17 protein-coding genes are annotated in these 17113 nt (G+C 66.2%); 5 read left to right on the forward strand and 12 right to left on the reverse strand.

Annotation, left to right across the window (positions count from 1 at the left end):
* Nucleotides 1-2 precede the first annotated feature (2 nt).
* The 3 genes from QM732_RS09820 to rpsO form a co-directional block, all read right to left on the reverse strand.
* Nucleotides 3-989: an NAD(P)H-quinone oxidoreductase gene (locus tag QM732_RS09820; protein ID WP_415655979.1), complete on the reverse strand. Its 987-nt coding sequence runs from the start codon at nt 987-989 to the stop codon at nt 3-5.
* A gap of 11 nt (nt 990-1000) precedes the next feature.
* A complete protein-coding gene (gene pnp, locus QM732_RS09825) occupies nt 1001-3145 on the reverse strand; it encodes a polyribonucleotide nucleotidyltransferase (RefSeq protein ID WP_415655980.1) in 2145 nt (714 codons plus the stop codon).
* Between the two features lie 211 nt (nt 3146-3356).
* A complete protein-coding gene (rpsO, locus tag QM732_RS09830) occupies nt 3357-3626 on the reverse strand; it encodes a 30S ribosomal protein S15 (RefSeq protein WP_268150409.1) in 270 nt (89 codons plus the stop codon).
* Nucleotides 3627-4021: 395 nt separating this feature from the next.
* Between rpsO and QM732_RS09835 the strand changes: the two genes are divergently transcribed.
* Complete coding sequence (locus tag QM732_RS09835; protein WP_415655981.1) at nt 4022-4411, forward strand: Hsp20/alpha crystallin family protein; 390 nt, start codon at nt 4022-4024, stop codon at nt 4409-4411.
* Here the strand turns inward: QM732_RS09835 and tsaD are convergent.
* The 9 genes from tsaD to uvrB form a co-directional block, all read right to left on the reverse strand.
* A complete protein-coding gene (tsaD, locus tag QM732_RS09840; RefSeq protein ID WP_415659361.1) occupies nt 4408-5442 on the reverse strand; it encodes a tRNA (adenosine(37)-N6)-threonylcarbamoyltransferase complex transferase subunit TsaD in 1035 nt (344 codons plus the stop codon). The two genes, QM732_RS09835 and tsaD, sit on opposite strands and share 4 nt — an antisense overlap.
* Before the next feature lie 5 nt (nt 5443-5447).
* On the reverse strand, nt 5448-5786 hold the full coding sequence (gene fdx, locus QM732_RS09845) for an ISC system 2Fe-2S type ferredoxin (RefSeq protein WP_415655982.1): 339 nt from the start codon (nt 5784-5786) through the stop codon (nt 5448-5450).
* Nucleotides 5787-5796: 10 nt separating this feature from the next.
* Nucleotides 5797-7653, reverse strand: coding sequence for a Fe-S protein assembly chaperone HscA (gene hscA, locus QM732_RS09850; protein WP_415655983.1), 1857 nt, complete (start codon nt 7651-7653; stop codon nt 5797-5799).
* Nucleotides 7653-8171: a Fe-S protein assembly co-chaperone HscB gene (gene hscB, locus QM732_RS09855; protein WP_415655984.1), complete on the reverse strand. Its 519-nt coding sequence runs from the start codon at nt 8169-8171 to the stop codon at nt 7653-7655. Before hscB ends, hscA begins: the two co-directional genes overlap by 1 nt.
* A gap of 60 nt (nt 8172-8231) precedes the next feature.
* A complete protein-coding gene (gene iscA, locus QM732_RS09860) occupies nt 8232-8555 on the reverse strand; it encodes an iron-sulfur cluster assembly protein IscA (RefSeq protein WP_233373042.1) in 324 nt (107 codons plus the stop codon).
* A 1-nt stretch (nt 8556) separates the two neighbouring features.
* On the reverse strand, nt 8557-8943 hold the full coding sequence (gene iscU, locus QM732_RS09865) for a Fe-S cluster assembly scaffold IscU (protein WP_415655985.1): 387 nt from the start codon (nt 8941-8943) through the stop codon (nt 8557-8559).
* 10 nt (nt 8944-8953) lie between these two features.
* Nucleotides 8954-10174, reverse strand: coding sequence for an IscS subfamily cysteine desulfurase (locus QM732_RS09870; RefSeq protein ID WP_415655986.1), 1221 nt, complete (start codon nt 10172-10174; stop codon nt 8954-8956).
* Nucleotides 10175-10196: 22 nt separating this feature from the next.
* Complete coding sequence (gene iscR / locus QM732_RS09875; protein ID WP_025563988.1) at nt 10197-10730, reverse strand: Fe-S cluster assembly transcriptional regulator IscR; 534 nt, start codon at nt 10728-10730, stop codon at nt 10197-10199.
* A gap of 186 nt (nt 10731-10916) precedes the next feature.
* On the reverse strand, nt 10917-13046 hold the full coding sequence (uvrB, locus tag QM732_RS09880; protein ID WP_415655987.1) for an excinuclease ABC subunit UvrB: 2130 nt from the start codon (nt 13044-13046) through the stop codon (nt 10917-10919).
* Nucleotides 13047-13161: 115 nt separating this feature from the next.
* Here uvrB and QM732_RS09885 point away from each other — a divergent pair, with 115 nt between their 5' ends.
* From QM732_RS09885 to nth, 4 genes are all read left to right on the forward strand, one after another.
* The gene (locus QM732_RS09885; RefSeq protein ID WP_415655988.1) at nt 13162-14355 is read left to right on the forward strand and encodes an amino acid aminotransferase; all 1194 of its coding nucleotides are present in this window, start codon (nt 13162-13164) and stop codon (nt 14353-14355) included.
* Nucleotides 14356-14471: 116 nt separating this feature from the next.
* Nucleotides 14472-15797, forward strand: coding sequence for a polyhydroxyalkanoate depolymerase (locus QM732_RS09890; RefSeq protein ID WP_415655989.1), 1326 nt, complete (start codon nt 14472-14474; stop codon nt 15795-15797).
* Nucleotides 15794-16438 carry an electron transport complex subunit RsxB gene (gene rsxB, locus QM732_RS09895; RefSeq protein WP_415655990.1) on the forward strand — a complete coding sequence of 215 codons (645 nt, stop codon included), beginning with the start codon at nt 15794-15796 and terminating at the stop codon, nt 16436-16438. The genes QM732_RS09890 and rsxB overlap by 4 nt, the downstream gene beginning before the upstream one ends.
* Nucleotides 16439-16468: 30 nt before the next feature.
* Nucleotides 16469-17113 carry an endonuclease III gene (nth, locus tag QM732_RS09900; protein ID WP_415655991.1) on the forward strand — a complete coding sequence of 215 codons (645 nt, stop codon included), beginning with the start codon at nt 16469-16471 and terminating at the stop codon, nt 17111-17113.

Here is a 17113-nt window from a genome sequence, read left to right on the forward strand (position 1 = left end):
CATCACCAGGTCAGCACGATCTTGCCGATGTGCTGGTTGGATTCCATCAACGCGTGCGCCTCGGCCGCCTGGACGGCGGGCAGCTCGCGGTAAATGACGGGCTTGATGCGGCCGGCCTCGATCAGCGGCCACACGCGCGCGCGCAGGGAGCGCGCCAACTGGCTCTTGAACACCGCCGAGCGCGGGCGCAGCGTCGAGCCGGTGATCGTCAGGCGCTTGCGCAGCACGAGGCCGGCATCGATGTCCGACTTCACACCGCCCTGCACGGCAATCACCGCCAGACGGCCATCTTCGGCCAGCGCCTGCACGCCACGCCCTATGTAGTCGCCGGCCACCATGTCCAGGATCACGTCGACACCGCGGCCGCCTGTGGCGGCCTTGGCTTCGGCGACGAAATCCTGTTCGCGGTAGTTGATCGCGGCGTCGGCACCGAGCGCAAGGCAGGCCTTTGCCTTGTCTGCACCGCCCACCGTGACAAGCACGCGAGCCCCCATCGCCTTGGCCATCTGGATGGCCGTCACGCCGATGCCGCTGGAGCCGCCGTGGACCAGCAGCGTCTCGCCGGCTTGCAGGCCAGCGCGGTCGAACACATTGGCCCAGACCGTAAAGCAGGTCTCAGGCAGCGCAGCCGCCTGCACCAAGGTCCAGCCCGCAGGAACGGGCAGGCACTGGCCGACAGGCACCGCGCACAGCTCGGCATAACCACCGCCATTGGCCAGCGCGCACACCCTGTCGCCCGGCCTGAAGCCATGCGCGGCAAGGGCTTCTGGATCACCTGCGACGATCTCACCAGCGACCTCCAGCCCCGGCAGCTCACTCGCCCCCGGAGGCGGCGGGTAAGCGCCCTTGCGCTGCAGCACGTCCGGCCGATTGATGCCGGAAGCTGCCACGCGGATCAGGCACTCGCCCGGGCCCGCGACCGGATCCGGCCTCTCAGCCAGTTCCAGCACTTCGGGCCCGCCAGGGCGGGTGATCGCGATGGCCCTCATCGCCAGTCGACTTACTCGGCCGCGGGAGGCGTGCTGTCAGCGGCCGGTGCGGCTTCGCGCTCGGGGCGGTCGATAAGCGCCTTCATGGACAGCTTGATACGCCCCTTCTCGTCGGTCTCCAGCACCTTGACCTTGACGATCTGGCCTTCCTGCAGGAAGTCGGTCACCTTCTCGACGCGCTGGTGGGCGATCTGGCTGATATGCAGCAGACCGTCCTTGCCGGGCAGCAGGTTCACCAGGGCGCCGAAGTCCAGGATCTTCGTGATCGGGCCTTCGTAGATCTTGCCGACTTCGACTTCGGCCGTGATTTCCTCGATGCGCTTCTTGGCCAGGGCAGCCTTGTCCGCGTCAGTCGAGGCGATCGTGATGGTGCCATCCTCGCCGATGTCGATGGTCGTGCCGGTCTCTTCGGTCAGCGCACGGATGGTGGCACCACCCTTGCCGATGACGTCACGGATCTTCTCCGGGTTGATCTTCATCGTGTACAGGCGCGGGGCGAACTGCGACACCTCAGTGTTGGCGCCGCTCATGGCCTCGACCATCTTGCCCAGGATGTGCAGGCGGGCTTCCTTGGCTTGCGCCAGTGCAACCTGCATGATTTCCTTGGTGATGCCTTGGATCTTGATGTCCATCTGCAAGGCCGTGATGCCGGTCGTCGTACCGGCCACCTTGAAGTCCATGTCGCCCAGGTGATCTTCGTCGCCCAGGATGTCCGTCAGCACGGCGAAGCGGTTGGCATCCTTGATCAGGCCCATGGCAATGCCGGCCACGTGGGCCTTCATCGGCACGCCGGCGTCCATCAGCGCCAGGCAGCCACCACAGACGGAAGCCATCGATGAGGAGCCGTTGGATTCGGTGATCTCCGAGACCACGCGCAGCGAGTAGGGGAAGTCTTCCTTGCTCGGCAGGGCGGCAATCAGCGCACGCTTGGCCAGGCGACCGTGGCCGATCTCGCGGCGCTTGGGCGAGCCCACACGACCCGTCTCGCCGGTGGCGAAGGGGGGCATGTTGTAGTGCATCATGAAGCGGTCCTCGAACTCGCCGTCCAGTGCGTCGATGCGCTGGGCGTCACGGTCCGTGCCCAGCGTGGCGACCACGAGAGCCTGCGTCTCGCCGCGCGTGAACAGCGCCGAGCCATGGGTGCGCGGCAGGATGCCGTTGCTGATCTCGATGGGGCGCACGGTGCGGGTGTCGCGGCCGTCGATGCGCGGCTCGCCGGCCAGGATCTGGCTGCGCACGATGCGGGCTTCGATCTCGAACAGCAGGCCTTCCACCTCGACCTTGTCGAAGGACACGCCTTCTGCGGTCAGTGCAGCGAAGACGTTCGCAGCAGCGGTGCGGCAGGCTTGCGTACGAGCCTGCTTGGAGCGGATCTGATACGCCTCGCGCAGCGGGCCTTCAGCCAGGCCGTTGACCTTGGCGATGAAGGCTTCGTCCTTGGCAGGGGCGACCCAGTTCCACGACGGCTTGCCGGCTTCCTTGACCAGTTCGTTGATCGCGGCGATGGCGACATTGCCCTGCTCATGGCCGTAGACCACGGCGCCCAGCATGACCTCTTCCGACAGGCCCGATGCCTCGGACTCGACCATCAGCACGGCAGCCTGCGTGCCGGCGACGACCAGATCCATCTGGCTGTTGGCCAACTCGGACTTGCTGGGGTTCAGCAGGTATTCGCCATTCACGTAGCCCACGCGGGCGGCACCGATCGGGCCGTTGAACGGGATGCCGGACACGGCCAGAGCGGCGGACGTGCCGATCATGGCGGCGATGTCGGCCTGCACTTCGGGGTTCAGGCTGACGACGTGCACCACGACCTGGACTTCGTTGAAGAAGCCTTCGGGGAACAGCGGACGGATCGGGCGGTCGATCAGGCGGCTGGTCAGCGTCTCGTGCTCGCTGGGACGACCTTCGCGCTTGAAAAAGCTGCCGGGGATCTTGCCGGCGGCATAGGTCTTCTCGAGATAGTCGACGGTCAGCGGGAAGAAGTCCTGGCCGGCCTTGGCCTCGGTCTTGGCGACCACGGTCGCCAGCACGACGGTGCCTTCGATGTTGACGAGGACCGCGCCGGTCGACTGGCGGGCGATCTCGCCCGTCTCCAGCACGACAGTGTGGCGGCCCCACTGGAAGGACTTGGTGACCTTGTTGAACATGGACATGCTCATCTCCTGGTTGTTGTGAGCGCGCTCAGGCACTCGGGGAAACCGGGAACGAGGCTGGGTTTGGTCCAGATGCCATTCCAGGACGACTCGGCGAGGAGAGCCGTCTTGGAATGATCCGCGACCACGTCAGCTTGGTTCCTGGGTAGAAAGACAAAGAGCCTGTACTGGGCTTGATGGACCAGACAGGCTCCTCGGCGGATTCGCTTGCTTACTTGCGCAGGCCCAGCTTCTGGATCAGCGCGACATAACGGGCGGAGTCCACGCGCTTCAGGTAGGCCAGCAGGCTCTTGCGCGTGTTGACCATCTTCAGCAGGCCACGGCGGCCGTGGTGGTCCTTGGCGTGCAGCTTGAAGTGGGGGGTCAGCTCGTTGATGCGGGCGGTCAGCAGGGCGACTTGGACTTCGGGGCTGCCGGTGTCGTTGGCGCTGCGGGCGTTGGCCTTGACGATTTCGGCCTTGTTCAGATCGGCGACGGACATTTTGTTTTCCAAAAAGGTTTCGGAAGTCCGGCCGGGCAAGACGCAGGAATGGCGCTGCCGCAGACGGTTTCCGGGGTTGACTTGCGGACACGGGGGAAACCGCCCCGAGCCGTGCTTGGCATTTCACGCGCGAAAAAGATGCCTTCCCAGCGCGCAAAACCTGCGGATTCTAGCTCAAACCCAGAGAAGGGCCAAACCGCGACCGACCAAGCGGACGGACATATGGCCTGCCGCCGGGGTTTTCAAGGGCAAGAACCGCCCTGCCCTGCAAACGCGTGACTTCTCCGTCGAAGTGCAAAAACGGCCCTTGAAGCGCTTTTGGACCGCCCTATCTCGGGTTCATCGGGTGCTGCTCCCGACTGGTTCAGCAGCGCAAACCAACGGAGTCTTCATCCATGTTCTATCTGACCCATCCCCGCCAAGTCACCCGCGTGCTGCGCCAGTTCGACGCCGACACCACCCGCACCCCGGCGCTGGACGTCAGCGAAGACGACAAGGCCTACAGCGTCACGGTCGACATGCCCGGTGTTGCCAAGGAGGCCGTCAAGGTCCGCATCGAGGGCCGCCGCGTGCATATCGAGACTGCCACCCCGGAAGCTTCCGCGCCGACCGATGGCTCCCGCGTGCTCTACCGCGAGCGCCGCGCCGCCAGCTATGCCCGCAGCTTCACGCTGCCGGTCGAGATTGACCAGACCCAGTCGCAGGCCCGCTTCGAGAACGGCGTGTTGACGCTGAACCTGGTCAAGCGCGTCGCCGAGAACGGCGGCCAGTTGACCATCAACTAAGCCGCACTCAGATCCCAGCGCGGGCGGACCTCGAAGCCGCCGTCCCGCCTGGTCTGGGCCATGCCGCGCTGCACACGCAGCGCGGCCGCCATCGCAATCATTGCGCCGTTGTCGGTACAGAGCTGCAGCTCGGGGTAGTGCACGCGCACACCGCGCTTGGCACAGGCCGTATTCAGCTGCTCGCGCAGCCAGGCGTTGGCACCCACGCCACCGGCAACGACGAGGCGCTTCAACCCCGTCTCCTTCAACGCCAGCAGCGACTTCTTCACCAGCACCTCGACGATGGCCGCCTGCGTCGAGGCAGCCAGGTCAGCCTTGGTCTGTTCGCAGGGCGACTCACCAATCTTCCTCACCTGCGTCAGCACGGCCGTCTTCAATCCAGCGAAGCTGAAGTCCGGCTTGCCGCTGTGCAGCAACGGACGGGGCAGCTCGAAGGCCTGCGAGTTGCCGAACTCCGCCATGCGCGCCAGATGCGGTCCGCCGGGATACGGCAGCCCCAGCAGCTTGGCGCTTTTGTCGAAGGCCTCGCCGGCCGCGTCGTCGATCGTCTCGCCGAGGATCTCGTACGAACCCACGTCGTCCACGCGCATCAGCTGAGTGTGGCCGCCGCTGACCAGCAACGCGACGAACGGGAACTCCGGAGGATCCGCCGACAGGAAGGGCGACAGCAGATGCCCCTCCAGGTGGTGGATGGGCAGCGCCGGCACGTCCATCGCGGCCGCCAGCGATACCGCCACGCCGGCGCCCACCAGCAGCGCTCCGGCGAGGCCCGGCCCCTGCGTGTAGGCCACCAGGTCCACGTCCCGCAGCGCCAGGCCGGCCTGCGACAGCACCTCGCGCGTGAGCGGCAGCACGCGCCGCACATGGTCGCGAGAGGCCAGTTCAGGCACCACGCCGCCATAGGCCTGGTGCATGCTGATCTGGCTATGCAACGCCTGCGCGACCAACCGTGGCGGCGCGTCGCCCGCCACCTCGACGAGCGCCACCCCGGTCTCGTCGCAGGACGACTCGAACCCGAGGATGCGCCGCACGGCAGTCACTTGCCTTCCTTGGCGTGATTGATCGAGTACTTGGGAATCTCGACCGTGATGTCCTGCTGCCGCAGCAGCGCCTGGCAGGACAGGCGCGAGTCGGGCTCCAGCCCCCAGGCGCGGTCCAGCATGTCTTCCTCGTCCTCCTCCATCTCGGAGAGGGAGCGACCACCCGCGCGCACGATGACGTGGCAGGTCGTGCAGGCGCAGACCTGGTCGCATGCGTGCTCGATGTGGATGTCGTTGTCGAGCAGCGCTTCGCAAATGGAGGTTCCAGGCGCTGCCGTGATGCTGGCGCCGTCAGGACAGTACTCGGCGTGCGGGAGGATCTTGATGACGGGCATGGTGTGGATCTCAGAGCTGGCTGACATCGCGGCCGGTCAGCGCGCGCGCGATGCTGCGGTTCATTCGTTCGGCGGCAAAGCCCTCGGTGGCTTCGGCCAACGCCTTCGTGGCAGTCTCGATGGCATCGGCGTCCTCGGTCATCGCGGCCAGGTCCGACAGCCGGACCTCCAGCGCCTGGCGCTCGGCAGCGGGCAGCAAGTCGCCATCGGCGGCCAGGGCGCTGCGCGTGGCCAGCACCATGCGCTCGGCCTCCACCCTCGCTTCACGAAGCTTGCGCGCGGCCATGTCGGCGTCCGCGCTGGCAAAGCCATCCTTCAGCATGCCGGCGATCTGGTCGTCCGAGAGCCCGTAGCTGGGCTTGACGGCGATGGAGGCCTCCACGCCCGAGGTCAGCTCCTGGGCCGACACGCTGAGCAGGCCATCCGCATCGACCTGGAAGCTGACACGGATGCGCGCGGCACCGGCGGCCATCGGCGGGATGCCGCGCAGCTCGAAGCGAGCCAGCGAGCGGCATTCGCTAACCAGCTCGCGCTCGCCCTGCACCACGTGCAGCGCCAGCGCCGTCTGGCCATCCTTGAAGGTCGTGAAGTCCTGGGCCTTCGCCACTGGGATGGTGGCATTGCGCTCGATGATGCGCTCCACCAGGCCACCCATCGTCTCCAGGCCAAGGGACAGCGGAATCACGTCCAGCAGCAAGATCTCGCCATCGGCAGCGTTGCCGGCCAGTTGGTTGGCCTGCACGGCCGCACCCAGCGCGACCACTTCGTCGGGGTTCAGGTTGGTCAGCACCCTGGCTTGACCATCCGGGCCGAACAGTTCGCCGACGGCCCGGCGCACGACCGGCATGCGCGTCGAGCCCCCCACCATGACGGCGCCTTGCACCTCGGCCGCCTTGACCTTGGCATCGCGCAGCACGCGCTTCACGGAGGACAAGGTCTTGGCGATCAGGGGCTGAACCAGCACTTCGAACTGGGCCCGCGTGACCTGCACGCACAGCTCGCCCCCGTCCAGCGCAGCGACGAGCTCGGTGGAGTCGGCATCGGACAGCGCCTCCTTGGCTGCACGCGCGGCGATCAGGATGGCGCGCTTGTCGTGGGCCGACTCCAGGATCCGGCCTCCCAGCGCCCAATCCGCCAGAGCGCGGTCGAAATCGTCGCCCCCCAGGGCCGCATCGCCACCGGTCGCCACCACCTCGAACACGCCGCGCGTCAGGCGCAGCAGCGAGATGTCGAAGGTGCCACCGCCCAGGTCGTACACGGCATAGAGGCCTTCACTGGCGTTGTCGAGTCCGTAGGCGATGGCGGCAGCGGTCGGCTCGTTGATCAGACGCAGCACCTTGATGCCAGCCAGCTCTGCCGCATCCTTGGTGGCCTGGCGCTGGGCATCGTCGAAATAGGCCGGGACCGTGATGACGGCGCCGAACAGGTCGTCCAGGAAGCTGTCCTCGGCACGGAAGCGCAACGTGGCCAGGATCTCGGCCGACACCTCCACCGGGCTCTTTGCGCCATCGCGCGTCGCGATGGCAAGCATGCCGGGACGATCCTCGAAGCGATACGGCAGATGCTCGCGATCGGCCACGTCGGCGACGCCGCGCCCCATGAAGCGCTTGACCGAGACGATGGTGTTCTCGGGGTCTTCCGCCTGGGCCGCGAGCGCGACTGCGCCGATCTGGCGACGGCCTTCCGGCAGGTAGCGCACGGCGGACGGCAGGATCACACGACCCTGCTCATCGGGCAAGCATTCGGCTACGCCATGGCGCACGGCGGCAACCAGCGAGTGCGTAGTGCCGAGGTCTATGCCCACGGCAATGCGGCGCTGGTGAGGATCGGGCGAAGCGCCGGGTTCGGAGATCTGTAGAAGAGCCATCAGGCGTCCAGCGCAGCAAGGCGCTTGTCAATGTCGGCCCGGAAGCGCTGGATGAACATCAGCGCGCGGACCTGGGATGCAGCAGCGGGCGCGTCGCCCACCTCGTCGAGCAGGCTCCGCGCCTGCTCCAGCGCGGCGGCCTCGGCGCGGGCCGCATCGTCGTCCAACGCCTCCAGCGCCGCTTCGTCACCGGCCTCGTCCAGCGCCTCGCGCCATTCCATCTGTTGCATCAGGAAGGCCGCGGGCATGGCCGTGTTGTTCTCAGCCTGCACCGGCGCTCCTCTCAGCTCGCACAAGTAGGCAGCACGGGCCAGCGGGTTGCGCAGGCGCTGGTAGGCCTCGTTGACGCGCATGGCCCATTGCATGGCCACGCGCTGGGCGGCAGCGCCTTCCGACGCAAAACGGTCGGGATGGACCTCGGCCTGCAGCGACTTCCAGCGCGCGTCGATGGCAGCGCGGTCCTGGGCCTGCGCTTCAGGCAGGCCAAAGAGCTGAAAGTCGTTGTCGGTCAGGCGCATGGCAAGGTGAAAAAGCAAAAAGCGCGGCCGGTGCCGCGCTCAGCGAAACGTCGGCGCCGGTCAAACACGGAAGGATTCGCCGCAGCCGCAGCGGTCCTTCTCACGCGGATTGCGGAACTTGAAGCCTTCGTTCAGGCCTTCGCGGACGAAGTCCAGCTCCGTGCCATCGAGATAGGGGAGGCTCTTGGGATCGATGAGGATCTTGACCTCGTGGCCTTCGAAGACCACATCCTCGGGCGCGGCCTCGTCGGCGTACTCCAGCTTGTAGGCCAGGCCCGAACAACCCGTGGTCTTGACGCCCAGGCGCACGCCGATGCCCTTGCCGCGCTTGGCGATGTAGCGCTTGACGTGGCGGGCCGCGGCCTCGGTCAGGGTCACCGACATATCAGCTCGCGTGTTTGGCGCGATAGTCGTCCACGGCCGCCTTGATGGCGTCCTCGGCGAGGATGGAACAGTGGATCTTGACCGGCGGCAGCGCCAGCTCCTCGGCGATCTGCGTGTTCTTGATGGTCAGTGCCTCGTCCAGACTCTTGCCCTTGACCCATTCGGTCACGAGCGAGCTGGAAGCAATCGCCGAACCGCAGCCGTAGGTCTTGAACTTGGCGTCCTCGATGAGGCCGGTCGCTGGGTTGACCTTGATCTGCAGCTTCATCACGTCACCGCAGGCCGGAGCACCGACCATGCCGGTGCCGACGTCCTCGTCGCCCTTGTCGAAGTTGCCAACGTTGCGGGGGTTCTCGTAGTGATCAACGACTTTTTCGCTGTATGCCATGTTGTTCTCCTCAGTGGGCGGCCCACTGAATGGTGCTCAGATCGATGCCGTCCTTGTACATATCCCACAGCGGGGACAACTCGCGCAGCTTGGCGACACGGTCGGTCAGCACACTGACCGCGTAGTCGATCTCTTCCTCGGTCGTGAAGCGGCCGATGGTCATGCGCAGGGATGAATGGGCCAGCTCGTCCGAGCGACCCAGCGCGCGCAGCACATAGCTGGGTTCCAGGCTGGCCGAGGTGCAGGCCGAACCGGACGACACGGCAATGCCCTTGACGCCCATGATCAGGGACTCGCCTTCAACGTAGTTGAACGAGATGTTCAGGTTGTGCGGCACGCGCTGCTCGAGGTCGCCATTGATGAAGGTCTGCTCGATGCCGGACAGCCCCTGGATCAGGCGGTTGTGCAGGGCGCGGATGCGCTCGCTTTCCGTACCCATCTCGTCGCGGGCGATGCGGAAGGCCTCGCCCATGCCGACGATCTGGTGAACCGGCAACGTGCCTGAGCGCATGCCACGCTCGTGGCCACCGCCGTGCATCTGGGCCTCCAGCCGCACGCGCGGCTTGCGGCGCACGTACAGCGCGCCAATGCCCTTGGGACCGTAGGTCTTGTGCGAAGCCAGACTCATCAGGTCGATGGGCAGCTTTGCCAGGTCGATCTGCACCTTGCCGGTGGCCTGCGCCGCGTCGACGTGGAAGATGATGCCGCGCTCGCGGCAGAGGTTGCCCAGCGCAACGACGTCCTGGATGACGCCAATCTCGTTGTTCACATACATGACCGAGGCCAGGATGGTGTCCGGACGCAGCGCAGCCTTGAACGCTTCCAGGTCGACGAGGCCGTTCTCGAGCACGTCGAGGTAGGTCACGTCGAAACCCTGGCGCTCCAGCTCTCGCATGGTGTCCAGCACGGCCTTGTGCTCGGTCTTCACCGTGATCAGGTGCTTGCCGCGGGTCTTGTAGAACTGCGCGGCGCCCTTGAGCGCGAGGTTGTTGGACTCGGTGGCGCCGGAGGTCCAGACGATCTCGCGCGGGTCGGCGCCGATCAGCTCGGCAACCTGCGTGCGCGCCTTCTCGACAGCCTCTTCCGCCTCCCAGCCCCAGGCGTGGCTGCGCGACGCCGGGTTGCCGAAGTGCTCGCGCAACCAGGGAATCATCGCGTCCACCACGCGGGGGTCGCACGGCGTCGTGGCGCCGTAGTCGAGGTAGATCGGGAAGTGCGGGGTCATGTCCATGGAACGACTACTTTGATTCTTCTTACTTGCTGAACGCGCCGCCCAAGGCGAACACCGAATTCGGCGCAGTCACCCGGATGGGCTTGAGGACTGGCTGGCTGGAGATGGCGCGCTTGACCGGCGCCGCCTCCACTTCGAAGCCCTTCGCCAGTTGCTCATCGGCAAGCTTGCGCAGCGAGACTGAGTCGAGGTACTCGATCATCTTGGCGTTCAGATTGGTCCAGAGTTCATGGGTAATGCAGCGGCCGCTGTCCTCACCCATGCAGTTTTCCTTGCCGCCGCAACCAGTGGCATCCAGCGCTTCGTCCACGGCGACGATGATGTCGGCGACGGTGATGTCCTCGGCCTTGCGACCCAGCGAATAGCCGCCGCCCGGACCACGGGTGCTCTCCACCAGCTCATGGCGGCGAAGCTTGCCGAAGAGCTGCTCCAGATAGGACAGCGAAATCTGCTGCCGCTGGCTGATGGCCGCCAAGGCCACGGGCCCCGTATTCTCGCGCAGCGCCAGGTCCAACATCGCGGTGACTGCAAACCGGCCTTTGGTGGTGAGACGCATACAAACTCCTTTGCGAGAGGCCCAGGCGGAAGTCGTCCGGGACCAATGAATTCGGGTTAACCCGAGGAGCCCAGACAATAGCCGAGCGAATCATTTCCGATGATTTTACTCGACTACTGGGGGAGCCCCGGAGGCGCCCCCGGTAGCCACAGCCATCGAGGGGTTTCTTGCTGCAGTGCAACAGCGTCAGCGAGGAGTGCCCGGCTTGCGGGCACTGTCCAGCGGGACGATGTTGTCGTGCACCAACGCGCCGAAGGCCTGCTCACGCAGCTGCGCCAGTTGGTCCCGCAGCCGGGCGGCCTGCTCGAACTCCAGGTTGCGCGCATGTTCCAGCATCTGCTTTTCAAGCTGGGCCATACGTTTGGCCAGATCCTTCTCCGACAAGTCCTCGACCTGGGCAGCCGCCAGCAACTTGGCGTCGTCCCGGCCAGCCTCCTCGGAATAGACGCCGTCAATCAGGTCCTTGATACGCTTTTGCACGCTTCGCGGCGTGATGCCGTGCTCTTCGTTGAAGGCCATCTGCTTGGCACGGCGGCGCTCGGTCTCGCCGATGGCGCGCCGCATGGACTCGGTGATGCGGTCCGCGTACAGGATGGCCTTGCCGTTCAGGTTGCGCGCCGCCCGGCCAATGGTCTGGATCAGGCTGCGCTCGGCGCGCAGGAAACCCTCCTTGTCGGCATCCAGGATGGCCACCAGCGACACCTCCGGTATGTCCAGCCCCTCGCGCAGCAGGTTGATGCCCACCAGCACGTCGAAGGCACCCAGGCGCAGGTCGCGCAGGATCTCCACGCGCTCCACGGTGTCCACGTCGGAGTGCAGATAACGCACCTTGACGCCGTTGTCGCTGAGGTAGTCGGTGAGCTGCTCGGCCATGCGCTTGGTTAGCGTCGTGATCAGCACGCGGTCACCGGCCTCCACCCGCAGGCGAATCTCCTGCAGCACATCGTCCACCTGGTGCGTGGCCGGCCTCACCTCGACGATGGGGTCCACCAGCCCGGTGGGCCGCACGACCTGCTCGACGACCTGGCCGGCGTTGTCCTGCTCATACTGCGCCGGCGTGGCCGACACGAAGACGGCCTGGCGCATCTTGCGTTCGAACTCGGCAAACTTCAGCGGCCGGTTGTCCAGCGCCGACGGCAGCCGGAAACCGTATTCCACCAGCGTCGTCTTGCGCGCCCGGTCGCCGTTGTACATGCCGCCGAACTGGCCGATCAGCACATGGCTCTCGTCCAGGAACATCACCGCGTCTGGCGGCAGGTAGTCCACCAGGGTCGGCGGCGGGTCACCCGGCTCGGACCCCGACAGGTGGCGCGTGTAGTTCTCGATGCCCTTGCAGTGACCCACCTCCTGCAGCATTTCCAGGTCGAACCGGGTACGCTGTTCGATGCGCTGCGCCTCGACGAGCTTGCCTTCCTTGACGAAGAAGCCCACGCGCTCGCGCAACTCCTCCTTGATCGTGTCGATGGCCGCCAGTACGCGCTCGCGGGGCGTCACATAGTGGCTGCTGGGGTAGACGGTGAAGCGAGGGATCTTCTGGCGAATCTGCCCGGTCAACGGGTCGAACAGCGACAGGCCGTCGACCTCGTCGTCGAACAGCTCGATGCGCAATGCCAGCTCGGAATGTTCCGCCGGGAACACGTCGATGGTGTCGCCGCGCACACGGAAGTGGCCCCGGGTGAACTCCATCTCGTTGCGGGTGTACTGCATGCGGATGAGCTGCGCGATCACGTCGCGCTGGCCCATCTTGTCGCCCACCCGCAGCGTCATCACCATCTGGTGGTAGTCGCTGGGGTTGCCGATGCCGTAGATCGCCGACACGGACGCCACGATCACCACATCTCGCCGCTCCAACAGGCTCTTGGTACAGGACAGGCGCAGCTGTTCGATGTGCTCGTTGATCGCGCTGTCCTTCTCGATGAACAGGTCGCGCTGCGGCACGTAGGCCTCCGGCTGGTAGTAGTCGTAGTAGCTGACGAAGTACTCGACCGCGTTCTTGGGAAAGAAGTCCCGGAACTCGCTGTAGAGCTGTGCCGCGAGCGTCTTGTTGGGCGCGAACACGATGGCCGGCCGGCCCAGCCGGGCGATGACGTTGGCCATCGTGAAGGTCTTGCCCGAGCCCGTCACGCCCAGCAGGGTCTGGTAGCTCAGGCCGTCGTTGACACCTTCCACGAGCTGTGCGATGGCCGTCGGCTGATCCCCCGCCGGCGGGAAAGGCTGGAACAGCTGAAACGGCGAGCCTTCGAAGCTGACGAATTCGCCCTTGCGCTCCTCCGAGTCGCTTTCCGAGCCGGGCATGGCGTTCAAGGCTTCTTGCATGGGGAGTTCCCTGGGTTCACGGGCAAAATTGCTGCGCTGCGAAACCAGGCAGGTTAGCGCAGACCCTGACCTTCAAGCCCTCCCCTGCTGCCAACGTCCCTTCAGGAAACCCGTCATGTCCCAGTCGCTTTTCGCCGATGTCGCCCTTGCCCCTCGTGATCCCATCCTCGGCCTGAACGAGCAGTTCAATGCCGATACCCGCGCCGGCAAGGTCAACCTCGGCGTCGGCGTCTACTACGACGAAAACGGCAAGCTGCCGCTGTTGAAATGCGTCCAGGCGGCCGAAGCCACCATGGCCGCCGCGCCCAAGCCGCGTGGCTACCTGCCCATCGACGGCATTGCCGCCTATGACAAGGCCGTGCAGAAGCTGGTCTTCGGCGGCGAGCTGAAGCACGTCGCCACCGTGCAGGCCCTGGGCGGCACCGGCGCACTGAAGATCGGCGCCGACTTCCTCAAGCATCTCAGCCCTGGTGCCAAGGTGCTGATCTCCGACCCCAGCTGGGAGAACCATCGTGCGCTGTTCACCCAGGCCGGCTTCACGGTCGAGACCTATCCCTACTACGACGCGGCCAACAAGGGCGTGAACTTCGACGGCATGCTGGCCGCGCTGAACGCTGCCCCGGCCGGCACCGTCGTCGTGCTGCACGCCTGCTGCCACAACCCCACCGGCTACGACATCAGCGCCGCGCAATGGGCCCAGGTTGTCGCGGCGGTCAAGGCCAAGGGCCTGACGCCCTTCCTTGACATGGCCTACCAAGGCTTCGGCTTCGGCCTGAAGGAGGATGGCGAGGCCGTGCGCCAGTTCATGGCCGCCGGCGTGGGCTTCTTCGTGTCCACCAGCTTCTCCAAGAGCTTCTCTCTGTACGGCGAACGCGTTGGCGCGCTGAGCGTGGTCTGCACGGGTGACGACGAGGCTGCCCGCGTGCTGTCGCAGCTGAAGATCATGATCCGCACCAACTACTCCAACCCGCCCACGCACGGCGCGCAGGTCGTCGCCCAGGTGCTGTCCGACGACAAGCTGCGCGGCCTGTGGGAGGAGGAGCTGGCCGGCATGCGCGTGCGCATCAAGGCCATGCGTTCAGCCCTGGTCTCGGCGCTGAAGTCGGCCGGCGTGGCACAGGACCTGTCCTTCGTCACCGAGCAACTGGGCATGTTCAGCTATTCCGGCCTGTCCGCCGCACAGATGCAACGCCTGCGCAGCGAGTTCGGCGTCTACGGCGTGGACTCGGGCCGCATCTGCGTGGCCGCATTGAACGAGGGCAACCTGCCCGTCGTGGCAGCCGCGATGGCGGCCGTCATGAAGGGCTGAAGCCGCCACGGAGTGCGCAGGATTGGCGGTTTGGCCGCCCGTCCTGATGTTGCGCCGCACAACGGCGAAAGCGTTTTCTGGCACCATTGGCGCTCCCTGTCCCCCGAATCAAGGCCATGCTGTATCAGCTCTTCGAAACCCAGCGCGCCCTGCTCAGCCCCTTCTCCGAGTTCGCGGCAGCGTCGGCCAAGCTCTACAGCCACCCGCTGTCGCCTTTCGCGCACACGCCCATGGCCCAACGCCTGTCGGCCGGGCTCGACTTGGCGCACCGACTGGCCAAGGACTACGAGAAGCCGGAATTCGACATCCGCTCGGTCGAAGTTGACGGCGTGGACGTCGCCGTGCAGGAACTGGTGCCGCTGGAGAAGCCCTTCTGTCGCCTGCTGCGCTTCAAGCGCTACACGGATGACCTGAAGGTGCTGGCCAAGATGAAGGACCAGCCCACAGTGCTGGTCGTCGCACCACTGTCCGGCCACCACGCGACGCTGCTGCGCGAAACCGTCAAGCAATTGCTGAAGTCGCACAAGGTCTACATCACCGACTGGACCGACGCCCGCATGGTGCCGCTGGAAGTCGGCCCCTTCCACCTGGACGACTACATCCGCTATGTGCAGGAGTTCATCCGGCACGTCGGCGGCGCCGACTGCCACGTCATCTCCGTCTGCCAGCCCACGGTGCCCGTGCTGGCGGCCATCTCGCTGATGGCCAGTGCCGGCGAGGCCACGCCGCGAAGCATGACCATGATGGGCGGCCCCATCGACGCCCGCAAGAGCCCGACCGCCGTCAACAACCTGGCCATGAACCGCAGCTTCAGCTGGTTCGAGAACAACGTCATCTATCGCGTGCCGACCAACTTCCCAGGTGCCGGCCGCGAGGTCTACCCGGGATTCCTGCAGCACACCGGCTTCGTTGCGATGAACCCGGACCGCCACCTCACCTCGCACTACGACTACTTCCTGGACCTGGTGCGCGGCGACGACGAGGGCGCCGAGGCCCATCGCCGCTTCTACGACGAATACAACGCCGTGCTGGACATGCCGGCCGAGTACTACCTGGACACCATCAAGACCGTCTTCCAGGACTTCGCGCTGGTCAACGGCACCTGGTCGGTGGACGGCCAGCTCGTGCGCCCGCAGGACATCAAGACCACCGCACTGCTGACGGTGGAGGGCGAGCTGGACGACATCTCGGGCGCCGGCCAGACCCGAGCCGCCCACGACCTCTGCTCGGGCGTGCCCAAGCAACACCAGTTCCATTACGACGCCATCGGCGCCGGCCACTACGGCATCTTCTCGGGCCGCCGCTGGCGCGAGAAGGTCTACCCCGAGGTGCGCGACTTCATCGCCAAGTACGAAGCCGCCCCGCTGAAGAAGACCGCCAAGGTCACCGCAGCCAAAGCGGCCGCCAAGCCGGTCGCCAAGCGCTCGCGTCGCCAGGCGTGAAGCTCGCGGAGCTGATCGACACCGCGCTGCCGCAGACCCAGTGCACCCGCTGCGGCTATCCGGACTGCCGCCGCTATGCCGACGCCATCGCCGCCGGTGAAGCCGAGATCAACCAGTGCCCACCGGGCGGCGAAGAGGGCGTCCGCCGGCTTGCAGCCATCACCGGCCGCCCGGTCCTGACGCTGAACCCCGCCAACGGCGTCGAGGCCACGCGCGGCGTGGCCGTCATCGACGAGACCTGGTGCATAGGCTGCACCTTGTGCATCAAGGCCTGTCCGGCGGACTGCATCGTCGGCGCGCCGAAGGCCATGCACGTCGTCGTCGCGGCCCAGTGCACCGGCTGCGAACTCTGCGTGCCGGCCTGTCCGGTGGACTGCATCTCCATGCCCGAGGTCACCACGACCACGGGCTGGGCGGCCTGGAGCCAGCCGCAGGCCGACGAAGCCCGCGAGCGGTACGCCTTCCGCCAGTTGCGCCGCCATCGCGATGCCGAGGAGAACGAAGCTCGCCTGATGGTCAAGGCCGAGGCCAAGCTGGCCGACTTGGCCGGGGCATCCGTCATCACCGACCCGGTGCAGCTCTCCGCCAAGCGTGCCGTCATCGAGGCGGCGCTGGCGCGCGCGCGCGCCAAGCGCGGCTGAAGCTGGCCGAAGGCGGCCGACAATGCCGGCATGAATGACGCCCAAGTCGAACGCTTCTTCGCCACGCTGAAGGCCGCCAACCCGGCGCCGCAGACCGAGCTGGAGTTCGCCAGCGTCTTCGAGCTGCTGACGGCGGTGCTGCTGTCCGCCCAAGCCACCGACGTCGGCGTCAACAAGGCCACCCGCCGCTTGTTCGCCGTAGCCAACACGCCGGCCCAGATCCTCGGGCTGGGGCTGGAGGGGCTGGAGTCCCACATCAAGACCATCGGCCTGTACCGCAACAAGGCCAAGCACCTGCTGCAGACCTGCCGCATGCTCGTCGATCTGCACGGCGGCGAGGTTCCGCGCTCCCGCGAAGCCCTGGAGGCCCTGCCCGGCGTGGGCCGCAAGACGGCCAACGTCGTGCTCAACGTCGCCTTTGGCGAACCGACGATGGCGGTGGACACCCACATCTTCCGCGTCAGCAACCGCACCGGGCTGGCACCGGGCAAGACGCCATTGGCCGTCGAGCTGGGGCTGATCAAGCGCATACCGCCTGCCTACAGGGTCGACGCCCACCACTGGCTGATCCTGCACGGCCGCTATGTGTGCCAGGCGCGCAAGCCCCTGTGTAACGTTTGCGCGGTCGTCGACGAATGCGACCACGGCCGCCACCTAAAATCGGCAGCCGCCTGA

This window comes from Roseateles sp. (genome assembly GCF_047654805.1).
Taxonomy (GTDB): Bacteria; Pseudomonadota; Gammaproteobacteria; order Burkholderiales; family Burkholderiaceae_C; genus Pelomonas.